The sequence below is a fragment of the Amycolatopsis acidicola genome (genome assembly GCF_007713735.2).
Lineage (GTDB): Bacteria > Actinomycetota > Actinomycetes > Mycobacteriales > Pseudonocardiaceae > Amycolatopsis_E > Amycolatopsis_E acidicola.
Map to the genome: position 1 here is coordinate 95717 of NZ_VMNW02000006.1, position 17403 is coordinate 113119.

Here is a 17403-nt window from a genome sequence, read left to right on the forward strand (position 1 = left end):
CGCGGGACCGAAAACTGGTGAGTTTCACCCAGTGAAACGGCAGATCTGCCAGATGTGACCACGCTACGGGCGGGTGTGGTTGGCGTCAAGGGGGCCAACACCGCCGCCGGTTTTGCGGGCTGAGCGTGAAAAAAGTGCCTTGTGGCCCCCTGACGCGGGTGGGTCGCTGGCGGTAGCATCTGAAACGCCAACATTGACGCCCGAAATGAGGTACCGACGTGGCCCGCCGCAGGAAGCAAGATCCCGATGAGTTGACCGCCGGAGAGCACGAGGCTCCGGAGGAGGAGCGCGATTACTCCGTCCGCGCCGTGGAGCGCGTCTGCCTGATCTTGAACCTGCTGCAGGAATCGGTCGACGGGATCACGTTGAACGAGGTTGCCCAGACCACCGGGCTGCCGAAGTCGTCGGCATTCCGGTATCTGTGGACGCTGGAGAACCACCGTTACGTCGAGCGCGACGAGGACGGCGGGTTGTTCCGGTTGGGGCTCGGGTTCGTCGGCATGCAGTCACGGCACCTGGAGATCCTGCGCGAACGCGCCCGCCCGTCGCTTGAGCGGCTGCGCGACGAGTTCGACGAGACCGCGAACCTCGGGTTGCTCGATGGCGACCACATCATTTATCTGGACATCGCGGAGAGCCGTCGTGGCGTGCGCCTGGCCGCCGCCCGCGGCGACCGGGACCCGATCCACTGCACGGCACTGGGCAAGGCGATCGCGGCGCAGCTGCCGGAGGACAGGGTGCACGACCTGCTCGCCAACGCCGGCTTCGAGAAGAAAACGGGCAACACGATCACTTCCGAAGCGGCATATCTCGATGAGCTCGCAAAAGTCCGCCGCCTCGGCTACGCCCTAGACGACCGCGAAAACGAAGACGACGGCCGTTGCGTCGCGGCGCCCTTACTCGGCACGCACCTGCCGGTGGCCATCAGCGTGAGCGGCCCCTCGTCCCGCTTCAGCATCGCCGACGCGAAGAAGGCAGCGAAGGTGCTGATCGAAGCAGCCTCAGGCATCGCAACAAACCCGGTGGGGGTTTAGGGAGATCAAAGAAGCATGGCAGCCCGCCGGGCAACCCAGGAAATCGACGACCGGCGGGCACGAAAGCCGCTAAGTCGCCCCTGTTTCAGGGGCGGAACAATGCCCCACCGCGCCCTGCGGTCATTACTTCCAGCTGTTCATGCGGTGGCTAGTTGAACGCGCGGGTCTATCACCATATACAGGATGTCGACCAAAAGGTTGACCACGACAAAAAAAGTCACCACGAGGAGCATCAAAGCCTGGATAACCGGATAGTCCCGCTGCTCGACGGCCTGCAGCGACAGCAAACCCAGGCCCTGATAGTTGAACACCGCCTCGATTACGACAACCCCGCCCAGCACAGAGGCCAACTGTAGGCCAAAAATCGTGACAACCGGAATCGCGGCGTTACGCAGCACATGACGAAAAACAAGTCGAGCCCCTTTTACGCCCTTCGATCTCGCCGTCCGTATGTACTCAGTTGAAGCTACCGACTCGACCGAATCAGAAATGAATCGCGTGAGAATTCCCGACACAAAGAGTGCGAGCACCAGCACCGGGCCGGCAAGGCTGGCAAGAGATTCTTCGGGCGAAGCGAAGATATTCGAGTAAGTCGATATAGCAGGAAACCAGCCGAGTCCAGTTGCACGCGAGAAAGCGAGCACGAAGAGAAGCCCGGACCAAAACATCGGAACCGCTAGCGACAAACTGCAGTAGAGATGGACGAGCGCGGTGGCACGAGATTTCGGCCTCAGTCCGGCGAAGAGCCCCAGCGGGGCCGCGATGAGCACCGCGAGCAACATGCCGATAACGGTGAGCTGGAGCGTGGCAGGAAGCCGCGCGGCGATAACGCTCGATACCGGAAAATGATTCTGCGCCGACAGGCCGAAATCACCTTGAAGGACGTGACCGAGCCAGGTGAAGTACTGCGTGACGACGGGTTGGTCCAACCCAAGCCGTTCCCGCGCCGCGGCAAGCTGCGCTGGAGTGGCAGTCGGTCCAGCGATGGCCTGCGCGGCGTCACCCGGAAGGAGATACACGAGGGTCCACACCGCTACGGAGGCCAGTATCAAGACCACGACGAGTTGTCCCAGCCTTCGGATCAGCAAAGCGCGCATTGACAACCTTCCTGGTTTCGATAATCTCCGTATTCTTAATGCAAAGTCGCCTGGTTCCGATAACGACGATTTGCGCGCGCCACCGTGTCCACTGCCAGTATCGTGGAAGTCAGCGCGAGACCGGCGAAAAGTCCGTAAGTCGGCGACTGCGCCAAGTAAGTCTTACTGCTCAGCAGGAGACCACCCCATGTCGGGTTCGGTGGCGGGAGCCCGAGACCAAGAAAACTCAACGAGGCTTCAATAAGAATGGCTGACGCAGTATAGACGTTCAGCTGCACGAGCAACGTGCCTAGAATATTGGGAAAGATCACGCGCGCCATGAGATAGCCATCGCCGGCACCCGCGATTCGGGCAGATTTCACGTAGTCGACATCGCGTATTTGCATCGTTCCGGCGCGCGCCAGACGCGCATAAATCGGCACACCGACCAGGGCGATCGCACTGACCAGCGACACTGTGTTACGTCCGGCGACAGCGATGATCGTCATCGCAAGCAGAATTGCCGGTATTCCGAGGATCACATCCATGACACGCATGATCAAGGAATCCGCCCACCTACCGTAGAAGCCTGCCGTTATGCCGATAGCCACTCCGGCGATGGCCGCCAACGCGGACGATGCCAGACCGATCTCCAATGTCGGTCTGCTTCCGTAGATCAACCTCGACAGGATGTCCCGCCCGAGTTCGTCGGTCCCCAGCCAATGCGCACTACTGGGACCCGAAAGTGCCGACTGTGCGTCCTGAAAACCCACGTCGTAGGGAACGACCCACGGCGCGATTACGGCCATAAGGACGAGAACGATGAGGAACCCGGCCGCGATCGTCCCGGAAACGCCGAGGGTTTGCCCAACAAGTCCGGCGCGACTCGGCACGGCAACAGACTCATCACGTCGTGCACGTTTCGCTGTTTCCAGGCGAGATGCTGAGTCCCTCCGAACATTTCCAGATGTGGACGCCACTTACGCACTCCTCTCGAAATTCGAGCCAGGACCGTCCGCTCGCACCTCGGCAGGTTCCGGGAAGTGACAAGCCACTGTCCGCCCATCCTTCAACTCGTTGAGCGAAGGAGCAATCTCGGCGCAGACGTCCTGGGCCTTCCAGCATCGCGTCCGAAAGCGACACCCAGACGGTGGGTTTGCCGGCGACGGCTGCTCACCGAGAAGCGTCACACGTTTTCGCGCACGCTCCACCCTTGGATCCGGGATTGGTGCCGATGACAGCAACGCCACCGTGTACGGGTGCGCGGGGGTCGTGTAAAGCGTGTCCACATCACCCTCTTCCACGATCTTCCCTAGATACATCACGGCCACCCGGTCACTGATGTGGCGCACCACCGCCAAGTCGTGCGCCACGAACAGGTAGCTGACACCGAGTTCATTCTGCAGTTCCATGAGGAGGTTCAGGATTCCTGCGCGGACCGACACGTCAAGTGCTGACACCGGCTCGTCGAGCACGACCACATCCGGCTTCGTGATCAGCGCCCTGGCTATACCGATTCGTTGGCGTTGCCCTCCGGAGAACGATTTCGGATTCCGGTGAGCTGTCATCGGGTCCAAACCCACCAGCTGCAACGCTTCCGAGATGCGCGCCGGCCCCGACCTGCGAGTCCACATACCGTTGAGTTTGAGTGGTTCCGCAAGGATATCGCCCACGGTCATCTGAGGGTTCAACGAAGAAAACGGATCCTGGAAGACGAACTGGACAGTCTTGCTCAGGTGCCGGAGTTCGCGCCCGCTCATTTCCTGGACACTTTTTTCGCGGATGAGAACGTCGCCAGTATCCGGTTTGAGAAGTCTTGTCAAGAGGTTCGCCACGGTGGACTTCCCGGAGCCGGACTCACCGACGAGCCCCAGCGTAGAGCCCTCGCAAATCTCGAACGAGACACCGTCCACAGCTCGGACAAGCGCGCGCCCGCGGGCTAAGCCGGCCTTTTTCATCGGGAAATGCTTGGTGATTTCCGTCGCGACGATGATCGGCGCCCCAGTTTCGGACCGGGTCTTTCGAGAACCAGTCTCGCTCGCGAACGACGGGAGCAGATTGTCGATCTCGCCCGCATAATGACATGCGCTGACGTGCGATGTGCTCACGCGACCGACGTCCTGGCGTGGCTTATCCGGAGTCAGCTCGGGAAGCTCAGTAGCGCAAGGACCAGGAAGGGCAGCGACCGGGCATCGGGGGTGAAACACACATCCGGTCACAGCTGCCGGATTCGCGGGGAGTGAGCCGGCGATCTGGTAGAGCTCTCTTTCACGCCCTTCAGCGTCCAAACGCGGCAGGCAGGCGAGCAAACTTCGTGTGTACGGATGGCGGGACCTGTAGAAGATTTCCTCGGTCGCGCCGATCTCCACCAGGCGCCCGCCATACATCACAGCCACCCGGTCAGCGATTCCTGCCACGATACCCAGATCATGGGTGACGAATACCACGGCCGAATCCGTCCGGTCGTGAATGCGCTGCAGCACGTCCAACACCTGCGCCTGTATGGTCACATCGAGCGCTGTGGTCGGCTCGTCGGCAATGACAAGTCCCGGCTCGTTGGCTATCGCGATCGCGATCATGACCCGCTGCCGCATGCCGCCGGAAAGTTGATGGGGATACTGATCCGCACGTTCGGTCGGCGCCGAAATGCCGACAAGGTCAAGGAGCTCGACCGCACGCAGCCAGGTCTCTTCACTCGGCAGGCGCGGCCTGTGTACCTGAATCGCCTCCGCGATCTGAGAACCGATCGTCATGACGGGGTTCAGCGCCGCCAACGCGTCTTGGAAAATCACGCTGACCTCAGAACCACGGAGGCGCGCCAAATCAGATTCGGACGCCGTGATCAGGTCCTGCCCATTGAGCAGCGCGCGACCGGAAGGCCTGCCGGCTGGCTGCAGACCGAGCACCGAGAGGAAGGCCGAGGTCTTGCCTGCGCCTGACTCGCCGACAACAGCCAACACCTCACCCGCATCTACGCGGAGGCTGAGGTCGCGTACTGCGTCGACCGGGCCTGAACGCCCATCGAAGCGGACGGTGAGTGACTCCAATTCGAATACCGGCGCACTCATTTTACCTCACATTCTCCGTATATGTCGACAGTTGCCTTCTGTCGCATTTTCAGCTGAAGAATGCCTCGCCATAGTAAGGCTCGGCATCGATGTTGACGTCGACTTTATGAACATTGTTGGCGTAATACATCAACGGAGGATGCGAAGAGACCGAGATCGTCGAGGAAAGCCTGAGGAGTGCTTGGTTCAGGTTCTTGAACGCCGCCTTTTGCTGATCCAGACTGACAGCATTGGTGGCCGCATCGACAGCACTGGTGTAATATTCGGGCGTTTTCCCTCCGGGAAACAGAACGTTGTCGGCGGTGGAGAAAAATGTCGTCTTGGTGAGCAGAGTCGGATATTTGTTCTCGTTACCAATAGTGAGGATATAGATTCCGCTGGTTCCGCCCGTGAGTTCCTGCAGATACTCCGGGATGCCGACGGACCGGACGCCCACCTTTATTCCGATGCCGGCAAGGCTCGCTTGCACGATCTCGGCCGCCGCCTGGAGCTCAGGCAGGCTGGAAGGAACCAGAATCGGGTCCGGCAACGAGGTCACACCTGCCGACGCGAACTTGCTGCGGGCCCGTTCCAGATTGAATCCCTCACTCTTCTCTAATTCAGGATCGTAGGCCGGTGATGTCGGCGGCCAGAAGAGGACTTTTTCTTTCGCTTCACCAAAAAGGGCGTTCCGAACAATTGTCGCCCTGTCGATCGCGTATCGGAAGGCCTGTCGCACATCTTCATTGTCGAGTGGGGCTTTCGCGGCGTTCAAATAAAAGACAACCGTTCCTGCGGTAATTGGGTTGTCCACCCTGCGAAACGAAGCCTTAAGCTGGGGAATTGTCGAGAACGGTGCCGATCCGACCACGTCAAGCTGATTCGACTGAAGTGCGGTCACTCCCACCGACGGGTCGGTGATGACTTGAAAATTCAATCCTGCCAGGTCCGCCTTCTTGCCCCAGTACTGGTCGTTCCGAGTCAATGACCACGACTGACCTGGAACTCGGTCTCCCTGCTTGAAGGGCCCGGTGCCGATTCCAGTATTGGCTATGTTAGCGCTATTGGACGGCCATGCGATGGGCACCGCATTCATGACATCCGTGATCAGTTGCGAAGCTCGCGGGCCTTTGAAGGTAAACTTGACGGTACGGTCGTCGGTGGCCTCGAGATGAGCGACATCACCGGCTATCTGGGTCAGCAAACCGCCAAGCTTCGGATCGGCCACCAGCTGGTAGTTCGCAACGACTTCGTGCGCGGTCAATGGGCGACCATTGTGAAAAGTTACGCCGCTACGTATCTTCACGCTGACCGATGTTTGGTCCGGCGCTATGTCGTAGCTCTCCGCGAGGCGGAGCAGTGGCTTACCGTCGTGGTCGTACTCGACCAGCGCCTCGTACATGTTACGAATCAGGGGATAACTGTCGGCGCCTATCGCGTACGGATCGTAAGATGGGAGGTCGGCTGCAACCGACTGTCGCAGTGTCCGGGTCGCCGAGTCGGCAGACGGGACCGCATCGTCGGCAGAGGGCAACTCACCGCCGCCCGCCTTGCAGGCCGCCAGAAAGGCGGTCGAGCCGCCGAGACCGACGGTGAGGCCGACGGCACCCAACGCTCGGAGAAGCGCCCGGCGGTCGAGACTGTGTTCGTCGAACATGTTGTCGCTCCTGTGAAGCTGAGGACTTCGGGCCGGAGAGGGAGTGACTGGCATCGGAAAACGTTCGGTCACGCTGGTCGTTGCAGCGCTCGAACAAGCGGTGACCGCGGTCTCGCGGCACCCATCATTTCAGTGAATGAGACACTGAGTTCGACTAGTTGTCAACCTTGATCCCCGCTACCCTGCCTGACCGGTATCAATTTGGCATCAATGATTCACGCGCACCGTTACCATCCAGTCGAATGTCCCGCAGCGTTGTCCGGTACGTGACGGATTCTCTTCATGCCGAAGGCCGAGGCGAACCGATGGCCGCCGCTTCACCGGCTGGCATTGGCCTGGCGTGCCCGAGCAGGGCGAGCGAGGAGCGACACTCGGACCAGAGCAGTTCAAGCCAGTGCCCCGGGCGGGCGATCCGCGCACCGCGGTGGCCGAAGTCGTCGCCCGGACCGCGCGACGCGTTTTGTTAAGTCTGTTTTTTCACGGTATTAATTTTTCACGTCTTCGGGACAACCCCTCGTAGGCGATTCGAGTCGCGACAGCGAGGTTGGCAAGCACCTGCACTAGACGTTGGTCTTACGATGCGAACGTTCGCATCGTTGCCGACCAGGTTCTGCCATCCAGCTTCCTGAGCTGATCGGGCAATTTCCCGGGTTACCCCCACGGTGACCGTGTTTGCCGCAGCAGACCGAGTGCAGCTGAATTTGCCGCGCTGGTGGCGGCTGTTCCGACATGCTCAGATGGCCACGCAAACGAGAGTCGATGGAGCGTGGTGATGGCTGAACGTTCCAATACGGCGGCCGGACCGGCCACCCTGGCTGTACTCGCGCTGCTTACCGCGGGCGCCCCATTGTCGACCGACATGTACCTGCCGGGTCTGCCCCAGCTCGTGAGTTCGCTCAACGCGTCCAGTTCGTCGGCACAGCTATCATTGAGCGCCTTCCTGATTGGCCTTGTCGCCGGACAGCTCATGCTCGGGCCGATCAGTGACGCAGTCGGGCGACGCCGAGTCCTGCTGGCCGGAAGTGTCTTTTTCGTGCTGTTTTCACTGCTGTGCGCAGTGGCGCCGACGATTCAGCTGTTGATCGTGTTACGACTGTGCGAAGGGCTGGCCAGCGCCGCAAGCGTAGTCGTGTCCAGAGCCGTGGTCGCGGACCTCTACCGGGGACGCGAAGCGGCCCGCGCGTTCTCCCTACTGGCAGCGGTCATCGGAGCTGCCTCGATCTTGGCGCCTGTCCTTGGCGGGCTGATCGCGTCGGTTACCAGCTGGCGCGGCGTGTTCTTTTTTCTTTCCGTCGTCGGATTTTGTCAAATTATTGGAATTCTTAGATCAGTTCCTGAAACCGCCCCAGAGAACCGGCTTGCATACCGGAGTTCTATATTGATCATTTTACGAAATCGTGCGATCATCGGCTACGTACTGGCACTTTCCTGCAGTGGGGCCGGAATTCTGGTCTACGCCGCCGGCTCTTCATTCATTTTTCACAACTCGTTCGGGCTCTCGACTGCGTTCATCAGTCTGATCTACGGCGTCAATGCAGCAGGCGGCCTGATGGGCAGTGTTCTGTTCGGTGCGTTATCCCACCGAATCACGCCCAGAGTCGCGATCGTCGCCAGCAGCGTCGTGGCGTTAGGCGCCACCGGCATGTTATGGATTCTGCTGCTGCTCGGCGTACACCTCCTGGTCGTCACCTGGTTCTGTCTCTTTCTGCTGGTAGCCGCATTCGGCATGTTTTTGCCCGCGCTGACCACCATTGCCCAACGACTGGGCCGAGACGCTCCAGGCGCTACGTCGGCCCTGCTCAGTGGGCAGTTCCTGATCGGCGGCCTACTCGCGCCACTCTCTGGACTCCTGGGAGCGGAGAAGGGTGGGCCGGTGGCCGGCACCATTACGCTCTGCCTCGCGGCCTCTGCGGCGGCACTGTTCGCGCTGGCCAGGCCGGGCCGACGCGAAGAGCACCTTCTCCGAGCCTGACTACGCTTTGTAGCCAAGTACGTGCGACGACTCGCTTCTGTGGCGTGCTTACCAAGCACTCCAGCCGCCGTCGACCGGCAGGTTGACGCCAGTGATGTACGAGGCATCCTCTGACATCAGGAACGCTACCGGTCCAGCTACCTCGTCAACCCGCCCCACACGATTCAGGGGCACCTGAGCCCCCAAAGCGTCCAGCACGGACTTGTCGACAGGATCTCCCAACCCCGCTCCTTCCGGATTCGGCATGGGAACGCTGTTGGTCGACTGGGGATCGACAATCGGTCCGTGTGGAATCGTGCCTGGGCTGACGGCGTTCACCGTCACGTTCCAGCGCCCGGCCGCCGTTGCCAGTTCACGCGTGAGCTGTATGAGCCCGCCTTTGCTGGCGCCATAAGCCGACTGCCGCGCCGGCCCTCGATTCTCGGCTGTGTGCTCGGGCGCACGACTACCGTAGCCTTGGTTGTTGAAACCCATCAGGCCGTAATAAGATGCGATGTTGACAATTCGCCCGGATTCGATTCTCCTCATCTGCTCCAAAACCAGCTGGGACATGAAGAACGCACATTCGAGATTAGTCTCCATCATGTCACGCCAGTCGGCAATAGTTTCATCGAACAACGGCTTTACCCGACCGATTCCGGCACTATGCACCAGACCGAACAAATCCTCCGGTCGATCTGCGGCCAGTTCGACCAAGCGGCACCGGTTCTCTTGCTTCCGAATATCGCACGGCATCGTGAAGATCCGGGCATCGGGACCGCCCAGCGCCTTGACTGTCATTTCGAGCCGGTCCGCGGACAGATCAGTCAGCACTAAGCTGAAGCCATCGTCGAACAGGCGGCGTGCGATCGCCCGGCCCAAACCACCTCCTGAGCCGGTCACGATCACCACACGCCGCGAATTCTGTTCGTGTTCCGCCATTTGCCAACACCTTCCACGCGGCGCCGCCACCGAACTGGAGTCGGTGTAACGGCACGTTGCACGGCCGCTCCGCGATCCGACTACAAGCCGCCTCGACAGCGACGCCCGGGCGCCGCTGTCGAACGACTGAGCCGCGGGCGTTCACGCGCTCGGACCACAATGAAATCATTGTTTCATAAATGGGTCAAGGTCTGTCTCGCCGACCGGTCGAGGCGGCCGACTCGACACGACATCGAGGACACGGGGCATCTTGGATGCCGAGCGTGGTCGGGGCGGGTGAATACGCCTCCGTCCTGCTCGCATTGACGCTCCCGCGCCCCTCGGGCATACCATCGCCGAAACAAATATCAACAGGAACGGGTGCGCCCTGAAATGGAAAGCCGAGCAACGGATCCCAGTTGTGGTGAAAAAAATACTCGAACAGTGATCGTGACCGGTGCCGGCAGCGGTCTCGGCCGCGCAATATCCCTGCGCCTCATCAGGGACGGCTATCGATGCATACTCGTCGGCCGCAATGTCGAAAATTTGGAGGCGACGAGAGCGGCGGCAGGCGCAGACGGCTCGCGCGCAACGGTAATTTCCTGTGATGTTACCGACTCGACGGAAAGAGACTCGTTGCTCGATGCTTTACGGGAGAGCGGTTCTGAACTATTCGGCCTCGTGAACAACGCGGGAGTCGCCTTCGCGGAGCCATTCTTCGACGAATGCCTGCATGATTGGCGAAGCACAATGGAGACAAACTTGGAGGCAGTTTTCTTCCTGTCCCAACACGCGATAGATATTATGCGCAAGTATAACGCCGGACGAATCGTCAATATTTCCTCCGCGTACGGTGTTATTGCATTTAACAACAGTGGATACGGTTCACGGGCACCGGATTCGTCTCCGGGCGATCGAGGTCCATTTCGACAATCAGCGTACGCCGCAAGCAAGGGAGGCTTGATTCACCTGACCCGTGATCTTGCCGCTACTGCGGGACGCTGGGGAATCACCGTCAACACCATCAGTCCTGGTTCCATTCCACACTTCGACTCCCAGCGGAAAAGGACAGATCAAAGCGACAAGCCAAGGCTCGGCGAGTGCGTCGATCCCGAGATTCTCCGAAACCTCGCGGAACAAGTCCCGCTGCAACGACTCGGCACCGTCGGAGAGATCGCCGGCCCAGTTCGCTTCCTGCTGTCCGATGACGCGTCCTACATCACGGGGGCAAATATCGTCGTTGATGGGGGATGGAGTATCTGGTAGTCGCCGAGAACAAGCGCCATGTCTACTCGAATCACTTGGCCGGCCGACTCCCGGTGAAGAAGCCGGCGGCCTGAGGTACGCCGAGGCTTAACGAACCTCCCTTGCCGGGACGGCTGTCGGGAAGCAATGTTTCCGGCACCGAAGCAGTGCGCTGAAGGCCGTCCATGACCTCTGGCCAAGATCACGCCAAGAATTCGCAACGAAGGGGACTTCGTGTCAACGCTCTCGAACAAAAGGGTGCTGGTAACCGGAGCAGACGGCTTCATCGGAAGTCATCTGGTCGAGAGACTGATCGAGGAGTCGGCTTCCGTCCGGGCATTCTGTATTTACAACTCGAACGGCTCCTGCGGATGGCTTGATGAACTGGCCGAGGAAAAGTTCGACGCCGTGGACATCACCCTCGGCGACATCCGGGACAGCAGGGCCGTCCGGAACGCCATCGCCGACGTCGATGTCGTCTTCCACCTGGCCGCTCTGATCGCGATCCCCTACAGCTACCAGGCACCGGAATCGTTCGTCGACACCAACATCAGCGGCACACTCAACGTGCTGGAGGCTGTTCGGGATCGCGACGGTGTCCGGATGGTGCACACGTCGACAAGCGAAGTCTACGGAACGCCAGAGACCGTACCGATCCGGGAAGATCACCCGATTCGCGGCCAGTCGCCGTACTCCGCGACCAAGATCGCCGCCGACCAGATGTGCGAGGCCTATGCAAGGTCGTTCGGGGCCGATGTCGTCATCCTTCGGCCGTTCAACACGTTCGGGCCAAGGCAATCGGCCCGCGCCGTGCTCCCGACGATACTGACCCAGTTGCTGGCGAATCAGCAGCGGATCCGGCTCGGCAATCTGACGCCTCGTCGCGACCTGACCTTTGTCGCGGACACCGTGGACGGATTCATGAGGATGGCCGAAAGTGACGTACCCAACGGGACGCTGATCCAGCTCGGGACTGGCCAAACCGTGTCCATCGGCGAGCTCTTCGACCTCTGCTGCAAGATCACGGGCAGCAACGCGACAATTGTCACCGAGGCCGAACGCATGCGCCCTGATGCCAGCGAAGTCCAGATCCTGCTGTCCGACCCGAGTAGAGCCAAGGACCTCATCGGGTGGGTCCCCACATACACGCTGGAGGATGGGCTGCGCCGGACCGCCGACTGGCTGGCGCCCCGCGTCGACGCGAAGAAGGCTGCCAGGTACCAGCGGTGATACCCCTGATCATCCCCGCTCTGTTCGGCCGAGAGGCCGCCTATCTTCGGCAATGTGTCGAGACCAACTACGTCTCGTCGGCAGGCCCGTTCGTGACGCGCTTCGAGCAGGTCTTCGCAGACCGCACCGGCAGTCGGCACGCAGTCGCCTGCTCCAGTGGCACCGCGGCCCTCCACGTCGCATTGCAGCTGGCGGGCGCCGGCCCCGGTGTGCTGGTCGCGGTGTCCGACTTCACCTTCATCGCGTCGGCGAATGCGATCAGCTACACCGGCGCCGACCTGCTTCTCGTGGACAGCGAACCGGTGACCTGGAACATGAACACCGAGCTACTCCACGACGAGATCAGCCGGCGGGCCCGCCTGGGCGAACGCATCCCTGGCCTGATCGAAGTGGTGCACGTGCTCGGACACCCGGCAGATATGGAACCGCTGCTCGCCATCCGAGAGGAGTACGGCATCGGAATAGTCGAAGACGCAGCCGAATCGTTCGCCGCATCATGGCTCGAGGGGCGTTGTCGTGGCCGACAGGTAGGTACGGTAGGCGAGATCGGTTGTTTTTCGTTCAACGGGAACAAACTGATCACCACCGGTGGTGGCGGAATGCTGGTCAGCGACAGCCCCGAGCATGCGACAGCCGCCAGACACCTTACAAACCAGGCGAAGAAGTCGGACCACGAATACCAACACGACGTCGTCGGATACAACTACCGGCTCTCAAACATCGCAGCCGCGTTGGGAGTCGCGCAACTCGAGAACCTCGATGACATCCTTCGGAAGAAGCGCGACCAAGCCGACTTGTACGCCGAGGAACTTCGCCCGCTTCCGGTGACGCTACCTCCCAACGCATCCTGGGCGACCCCTACGTTCTGGTTGTATTCGATCCTCCTCGACGAAGCCCGGCCCGATCACGTCATCGCCCAGTTGCTCGACGCTCAGATCCAGACTCGGCGGCTCTGGCCTCCGCTCCATCGACAGGCTCCCTACGCGTCCACAGAACGGCTCGGCGGAGGCGTCGCCGACGACATCTATGCGCGAGGGTTGTCGCTGCCGAGCACCACCGGGCTGTCGACGGATGACCAGCGCAGGGTGGCCACCGAGCTGCAAAAGATCCTCTCCTAAACCCAGGTCTGGTCTCTCATGAATGATCCGAACGAAGAAGGTTCAGCCAAGCTCGCAGTGATCACCGGTGGCGGCAGAGGTATCGGGCGCGCTGTCACGGAACGCCTGATACAGGACAAGTGGGCCTGTCTCATTGTCGGGCTCGAAGAAGAGGATCTTCGAGACACCGCGGCCCACGTAACGTCCCTCGGAGGGACTTGCGTAGACCACGTCTGCGACATTGCCGAAGAAGCCGGACGTGCGTCCATCGCCCGCCACGTCGAGGAACTGGGCACTCCTTTGAAACTCCTGGTGAACTGCGCCGCGCAATGCACCCCAATGCCTGTTTTCGGGCAGTCCCAGGAAGCCTGGATCACCGAAGTTTCCACCAACCTGATTTCAGCTTCACTCCTCGCCGGGTGGGCGATCGAAAACATGCACAGGAATCGTGCCGGCGTGGTGATCAATGTCGGTTCGATCTATGGCTCGCTCGGCCTCAACAACACGTTTTACCCCGGCGTCTACCCCGACGAAGGCCAACCGGGACCGCTCCGCGCTCCGGCCTACCACGCGACCAAAGGCGGAATCGCCGCACTCACTCGCGAACTCGCCGTGGCTGCAGGGAAATGGAACATCCGAATCAACACTGTGTCACCGGGCATGATCAGGACAGCTGAGCGGCCGATTCCTGCCGAACAGACGAGGCTACTGGAGTCGGCGACCCCGCTGGCACGGCTCGGTACCCCCGCGGAGGTCGCGGCAGTAATCAACTTCCTGGCTTCGGATGAGGCGTCGTTCGTCACCGGCGCCGAATGGATCGTCGACGGTGGCTGGTCAGTTTGGTAGCCCGGCCCTGTCCGCACGAAAACCAAAGATAGGAACCACGATGAGGATACTGATCACCGGGATAACCGGACGAGTCGGCTCCACCTTGGCTCCCATGCTCATCGATCGCGGCCATCGGGTCCGTGGCATGGTGCGCTCGCGAAGCGCGATCGCAGCCCGACGAATACCCGAAGCTGTCGACCTCCACGAGTCCTCCCTCTCAGACAGCGACGGGATCGCAAAAGCCGTATCCGGCGTGGACGCCGTTGTACATCTCGCGGCACAGATCGTCATGGGCGATACGCTAACGGCCGATTATTTCGACACGAACGTGATGGGCACACTACGCCTGCTCGAGGCGGTCGCGATTCAGAAAAACAACGTGCATTTCGTCTATGCCAGCACAGACAACACATACGGCCCAGGGGAAGTGAAGGCGAATCCGGTCGACGAGACCCACGAGCAGATTCCCGGCGACTATTACGGCACCTCCAAAGTTCTCTCAGAGCACCTAGTCCGGAACTACCAGAAAATTCACGGATTCGACTACACAATCCTTCGTTACGGCTCCGTCATCACCCCGGACGAGGCCGCGCACCTGTACCGTCTCGATTGGGCAAAGGCGTTCCTGCAAGCTCAGCTCGACGCCGGGAAGCGAAGCAATCTCGCCCGGCTATTCGAACCGCATTCCGATGCTGTTGAAAAAAGTTTAAAGGACTCTTTCTGGCAGCAGCCGGGCAACCCCGCCGTCATCCTGGATGGCCCCGGCGGTTCGCCCTGGTCGATTCATCTGACGGATGTACGTGACGCTGCGCAGGGCACGGTTCTCGCCATTGAGAACGAGCAGGCTCGAAACGAATCCTTCAACGTGGTGGGACCTCGGTCGACCAGCTTTTCGGAAGGAGCCAAGAACATCGCCGCTCAATTCGAGGTAGGTACTGTCAGCACCGAACTCCCCATGACGCTGGCGTTCGAGTTGTCCACCGCCAAGGCCCGTCGACTGCTCGGCTACCGGCCGACCTACGACTTCGCCGCGTCGCTTGTCAGCCGGGCCCGCTGACAACTGATACCGACATCGAAGAATGTTTTCACGCACAAGTCTTGCAATTCCAGCTCCCGCAGTACCCGCGCTATCGCCGGTCCTGCCCCACCTTGCCCGTACTTCGACTCCGCATTGTCCGTTACGGCGCGGTGGGCGGGCCCCAGCGCATACCGGATCGCGGCGGCGACCTCGGAGGTGGACTCCGTGCAGTCGATCACGGAGTCCGCACGAGGTCGGCCTGCCTGCCGCTTGCCGATGTTGACGGTCGGCGTGCGCAGGAATGGTGCTTCGACCAGCCCGCTCGACGAGTTGCCCAGCACGAGGTCGGCATGCTTCACCAGGCTCAGATAAGGCACCTGCCCGAGCGACGACCTGAAGGTGGCCCTCGCCGCGTGTCCACGGACGAAGGCATCGATGAGTTCGGCGACCTGCCCGCCCCCGTGATCGACGTTCGTCCCGGTGAAGACCACATAGCTGTCCGGAAAGAGCTCGAGTGCCTCGAGCATCGCAACGGCACCGCGGGTGCTCGCCTCAGGGGCAGCGGTAACCGGATGATAGGTAGCGACGATCAACTGTTCACTCGGAGGCAGCCCCAGCTCTTTCGACAGAGCCGCCCTTCCGACGAGCGTGACACGCTTGATGGTGTCCAGGCCCGGTGCGCCGACTTCGAAGACCCGGTCGGGAGGTTCACCCAGTTGAATCACCCGGTTGCGAAACTCGCCGTTGGCCGTGAAATGGACGTGCGCCAGCTTCGACACCGCGTGGCGGACCGAGTCGTCGACGGCACCGACCGTCAATTCGCCGCCGCCGATATGGGCCAGCGGGATCAGTTTCAGCGCCGCGGTGACCGCTGCCGCGAGCGCTTCATAACGGTCACCGAGAACGACTACGATGTCCGGGCTCAACCTGTCGAAGGCCTGCACATACCCGAGGACGTTGAGTGCGAGTGATTTCACCGTCGCGGTCGCGGTGTCGCTCGCTAGTACAGTCTCGACATTTTCGTCGATTTCAAATCCGTCAACAAGAATCTGCCCTGCTGTCCATCCCTGCACAGGAACTAAATGTCCACCTGAAGCCACGATGCGCAACTCGAGCTTCGGGTCGTCACGAATGGCCAGCAAAACCGGAAGCAGCGGACCGTAGTCGGCACGTGAACTGGTGACGACACATATACGTCGCATACTTCGAATCCTCTATCCCGAAATTTTGCCCGGCTACGCTGCCGAAACCCTTCCAGAGGAGTAGACTCCCGCGAAAGAGGCGATTTTTACAGCTGCGCGCACAGCTTAATTCCTTGCGTGGTCGTGGCCGATTGATCAGGAGGTCCTGATGTCGATACGGATTGGCGTTATCGGAACGACGAACAGTCATGCTTGTCAGTACATCGGACTGCTGAACGGCTGGCGGCAAGACATCCCCTTCCCGCAACGGCTTCCCGATGGCCGGCCCAGCGGGATGATGCACCAGGCGTTCGGCACCCATCTGCGCGAGGCATCCCGGCTCTTCCCGGAGAGTCTGGATTTCGGTGGTGCGCGGGTGACTCGGTTGTGGTCCGAATCCGCGGAGGACGCCAAGCTGATGGAGCTCGCGTGTGACGTGGAAATCGTGGCCACGCCGGCTGATGCCGCACAGAATGTGGACGCGGTCATGGTCTTGTCCGAAGATCCCGCGCAACACCTTGCGCACAGCGAGCCAAGCTTGACCGCGGGCTTGCCGACGTTCGTCGACAAGCCGCTCGCGGCCGACGAAGCCGAGGCAGAGGCGATTGATTCGCTCGCACGACGCCACGGGGTGCCGTGGTTCACGGGATCGGCTCTCCGTTTCGATGCGGCGCTGGACGGCCTGGCCCAACTGGTGGAGCAGAGTTACGGTGGTGTGCAGAGCATTTACGTCCAGTGCCCCCTTCGGGCAAGGCTCTACGCGAGTCATGCGGTCGAGGTTGTCGGCAAGGTCATGAAGAGCTTCCACGCGGTGAAAGTCTCGGGCTTGAGCACGGCGAACAATGATGTCGTCGTCATCGATTTCGCCGACGGGCGCAGCGCGACGTTGGAGAACAACGGCGCCGTGGAACGCATGAGCTACGTGGCCGTGCTCCAGAGCAGGCTCCGCGAGCACATCTGGACCTGCGAAGACGTAGGCCTCATGAACACCCGGTTCCTGAAAGCCTTCCTCGGTTTCGCCCGGTCCGGGGTGCCGCCGGTGTCCCCTGAAGAATGCCTCGCCTCGTTCCGCCTGACGAAGCACGTCCACCAAAGTCTCGGACAAGCCTGAGGGTTGG

Annotated in this window: 14 protein-coding genes; 8 read left to right on the top strand and 6 right to left on the bottom strand. The window is 60.9% G+C overall.

Annotated features, from left to right (window positions below):
* Window positions 1-218 precede the first annotated feature (218 nt).
* Entirely contained in the window at window positions 219-1034 is an 816-nt protein-coding gene (locus tag FPZ12_RS06695; protein ID WP_144746581.1) for an IclR family transcriptional regulator, read from the top strand.
* Between the two features lie 137 nt (window positions 1035-1171).
* On the opposite strand, the gene FPZ12_RS06700 is transcribed toward FPZ12_RS06695, so the two are convergent.
* The 4 genes from FPZ12_RS06700 to FPZ12_RS06715 form a co-directional block, all read right to left on the bottom strand.
* Window positions 1172-2131 (bottom strand): ABC transporter permease, encoded by a 960-nt coding sequence (locus FPZ12_RS06700; RefSeq protein ID WP_144746583.1) that lies wholly within the window; start codon window positions 2129-2131, stop codon window positions 1172-1174.
* 35 nt (window positions 2132-2166) lie between these two features.
* Entirely contained in the window at window positions 2167-3003 is an 837-nt protein-coding gene (locus FPZ12_RS06705) for an ABC transporter permease (RefSeq protein ID WP_144746585.1), read from the bottom strand.
* Window positions 3004-3090: 87 nt separating this feature from the next.
* Window positions 3091-5178 (bottom strand): dipeptide ABC transporter ATP-binding protein, encoded by a 2088-nt coding sequence (locus tag FPZ12_RS06710; protein WP_144746593.1) that lies wholly within the window; start codon window positions 5176-5178, stop codon window positions 3091-3093.
* A 49-nt stretch (window positions 5179-5227) separates the two neighbouring features.
* A complete protein-coding gene (locus FPZ12_RS06715; RefSeq protein ID WP_166462604.1) occupies window positions 5228-6814 on the bottom strand; it encodes an ABC transporter substrate-binding protein in 1587 nt (528 codons plus the stop codon).
* A gap of 772 nt (window positions 6815-7586) precedes the next feature.
* Between FPZ12_RS06715 and FPZ12_RS06720 the strand changes: the two genes are divergently transcribed.
* The gene (locus FPZ12_RS06720) at window positions 7587-8786 is read left to right on the top strand and encodes a Bcr/CflA family efflux MFS transporter (protein WP_144746597.1); all 1200 of its coding nucleotides are present in this window, start codon (window positions 7587-7589) and stop codon (window positions 8784-8786) included.
* A gap of 48 nt (window positions 8787-8834) precedes the next feature.
* Here FPZ12_RS06720 and FPZ12_RS06725 read toward each other — a convergent pair whose 3' ends face one another.
* Complete coding sequence (locus FPZ12_RS06725; protein WP_144746599.1) at window positions 8835-9707, bottom strand: SDR family NAD(P)-dependent oxidoreductase; 873 nt, start codon at window positions 9705-9707, stop codon at window positions 8835-8837.
* A 423-nt stretch (window positions 9708-10130) separates the two neighbouring features.
* On the opposite strand from FPZ12_RS06725, the gene FPZ12_RS06730 reads away from it, so the two are divergent.
* The 5 genes from FPZ12_RS06730 (at window position 10131) to FPZ12_RS06750 (ending at window position 15143) form a co-directional block, all read left to right on the top strand.
* Window positions 10131-10952, top strand: coding sequence for an SDR family NAD(P)-dependent oxidoreductase (locus FPZ12_RS06730; RefSeq protein WP_166462605.1), 822 nt, complete (start codon window positions 10131-10133; stop codon window positions 10950-10952).
* A gap of 213 nt (window positions 10953-11165) precedes the next feature.
* On the top strand, window positions 11166-12161 hold the full coding sequence (locus tag FPZ12_RS06735) for an SDR family NAD(P)-dependent oxidoreductase (protein ID WP_243769704.1): 996 nt from the start codon (window positions 11166-11168) through the stop codon (window positions 12159-12161).
* The gene (locus FPZ12_RS06740; RefSeq protein ID WP_144746603.1) at window positions 12158-13279 is read left to right on the top strand and encodes a DegT/DnrJ/EryC1/StrS family aminotransferase; all 1122 of its coding nucleotides are present in this window, start codon (window positions 12158-12160) and stop codon (window positions 13277-13279) included. Before FPZ12_RS06735 ends, FPZ12_RS06740 begins: the two co-directional genes overlap by 4 nt.
* An 18-nt stretch (window positions 13280-13297) precedes the next feature.
* Window positions 13298-14104, top strand: coding sequence for an SDR family NAD(P)-dependent oxidoreductase (locus FPZ12_RS06745; protein ID WP_144746605.1), 807 nt, complete (start codon window positions 13298-13300; stop codon window positions 14102-14104).
* A 40-nt stretch (window positions 14105-14144) separates the two neighbouring features.
* On the top strand, window positions 14145-15143 hold the full coding sequence (locus FPZ12_RS06750) for an NAD-dependent epimerase/dehydratase family protein (protein ID WP_166462606.1): 999 nt from the start codon (window positions 14145-14147) through the stop codon (window positions 15141-15143).
* On the opposite strand, the gene neuC is transcribed toward FPZ12_RS06750, so the two are convergent.
* A complete protein-coding gene (gene neuC / locus FPZ12_RS06755) occupies window positions 15104-16306 on the bottom strand; it encodes a UDP-N-acetylglucosamine 2-epimerase (RefSeq protein ID WP_144746609.1) in 1203 nt (400 codons plus the stop codon). The genes FPZ12_RS06750 and neuC overlap by 40 nt on opposite strands.
* A gap of 148 nt (window positions 16307-16454) precedes the next feature.
* On the opposite strand from neuC, the gene FPZ12_RS06760 reads away from it, so the two are divergent.
* Entirely contained in the window at window positions 16455-17396 is a 942-nt protein-coding gene (locus FPZ12_RS06760) for a Gfo/Idh/MocA family oxidoreductase (protein WP_144746611.1), read from the top strand.
* Window positions 17397-17403 lie beyond the last annotated feature (7 nt).

Bases quoted from the DNA above. Each gene is read 5' to 3' on its own strand.
- FPZ12_RS06700 (WP_144746583.1), bottom strand. From the start codon at position 2,131: ATGCGCGCTTTGCTGATCCGAAGGCTGGGACAACTCGTCGTGGTCTTG.
- FPZ12_RS06710 (WP_144746593.1), bottom strand. From the start codon at position 5,178: ATGAGTGCGCCGGTATTCGAATTGGAGTCACTCACCGTCCGCTTCGAT.
- FPZ12_RS06715 (WP_166462604.1), bottom strand. From the start codon at position 6,814: ATGTTCGACGAACACAGTCTCGACCGCCGGGCGCTTCTCCGAGCGTTG.
- FPZ12_RS06720 (WP_144746597.1), top strand. From the start codon at position 7,587: ATGGCTGAACGTTCCAATACGGCGGCCGGACCGGCCACCCTGGCTGTA.
- FPZ12_RS06725 (WP_144746599.1), bottom strand. From the start codon at position 9,707: ATGGCGGAACACGAACAGAATTCGCGGCGTGTGGTGATCGTGACCGGC.
- FPZ12_RS06745 (WP_144746605.1), top strand. From the start codon at position 13,298: ATGAATGATCCGAACGAAGAAGGTTCAGCCAAGCTCGCAGTGATCACC.
- FPZ12_RS06750 (WP_166462606.1), top strand. From the start codon at position 14,145: ATGAGGATACTGATCACCGGGATAACCGGACGAGTCGGCTCCACCTTG.
- neuC (WP_144746609.1), bottom strand. From the start codon at position 16,306: ATGCGACGTATATGTGTCGTCACCAGTTCACGTGCCGACTACGGTCCG.
- FPZ12_RS06760 (WP_144746611.1), top strand. From the start codon at position 16,455: ATGTCGATACGGATTGGCGTTATCGGAACGACGAACAGTCATGCTTGT.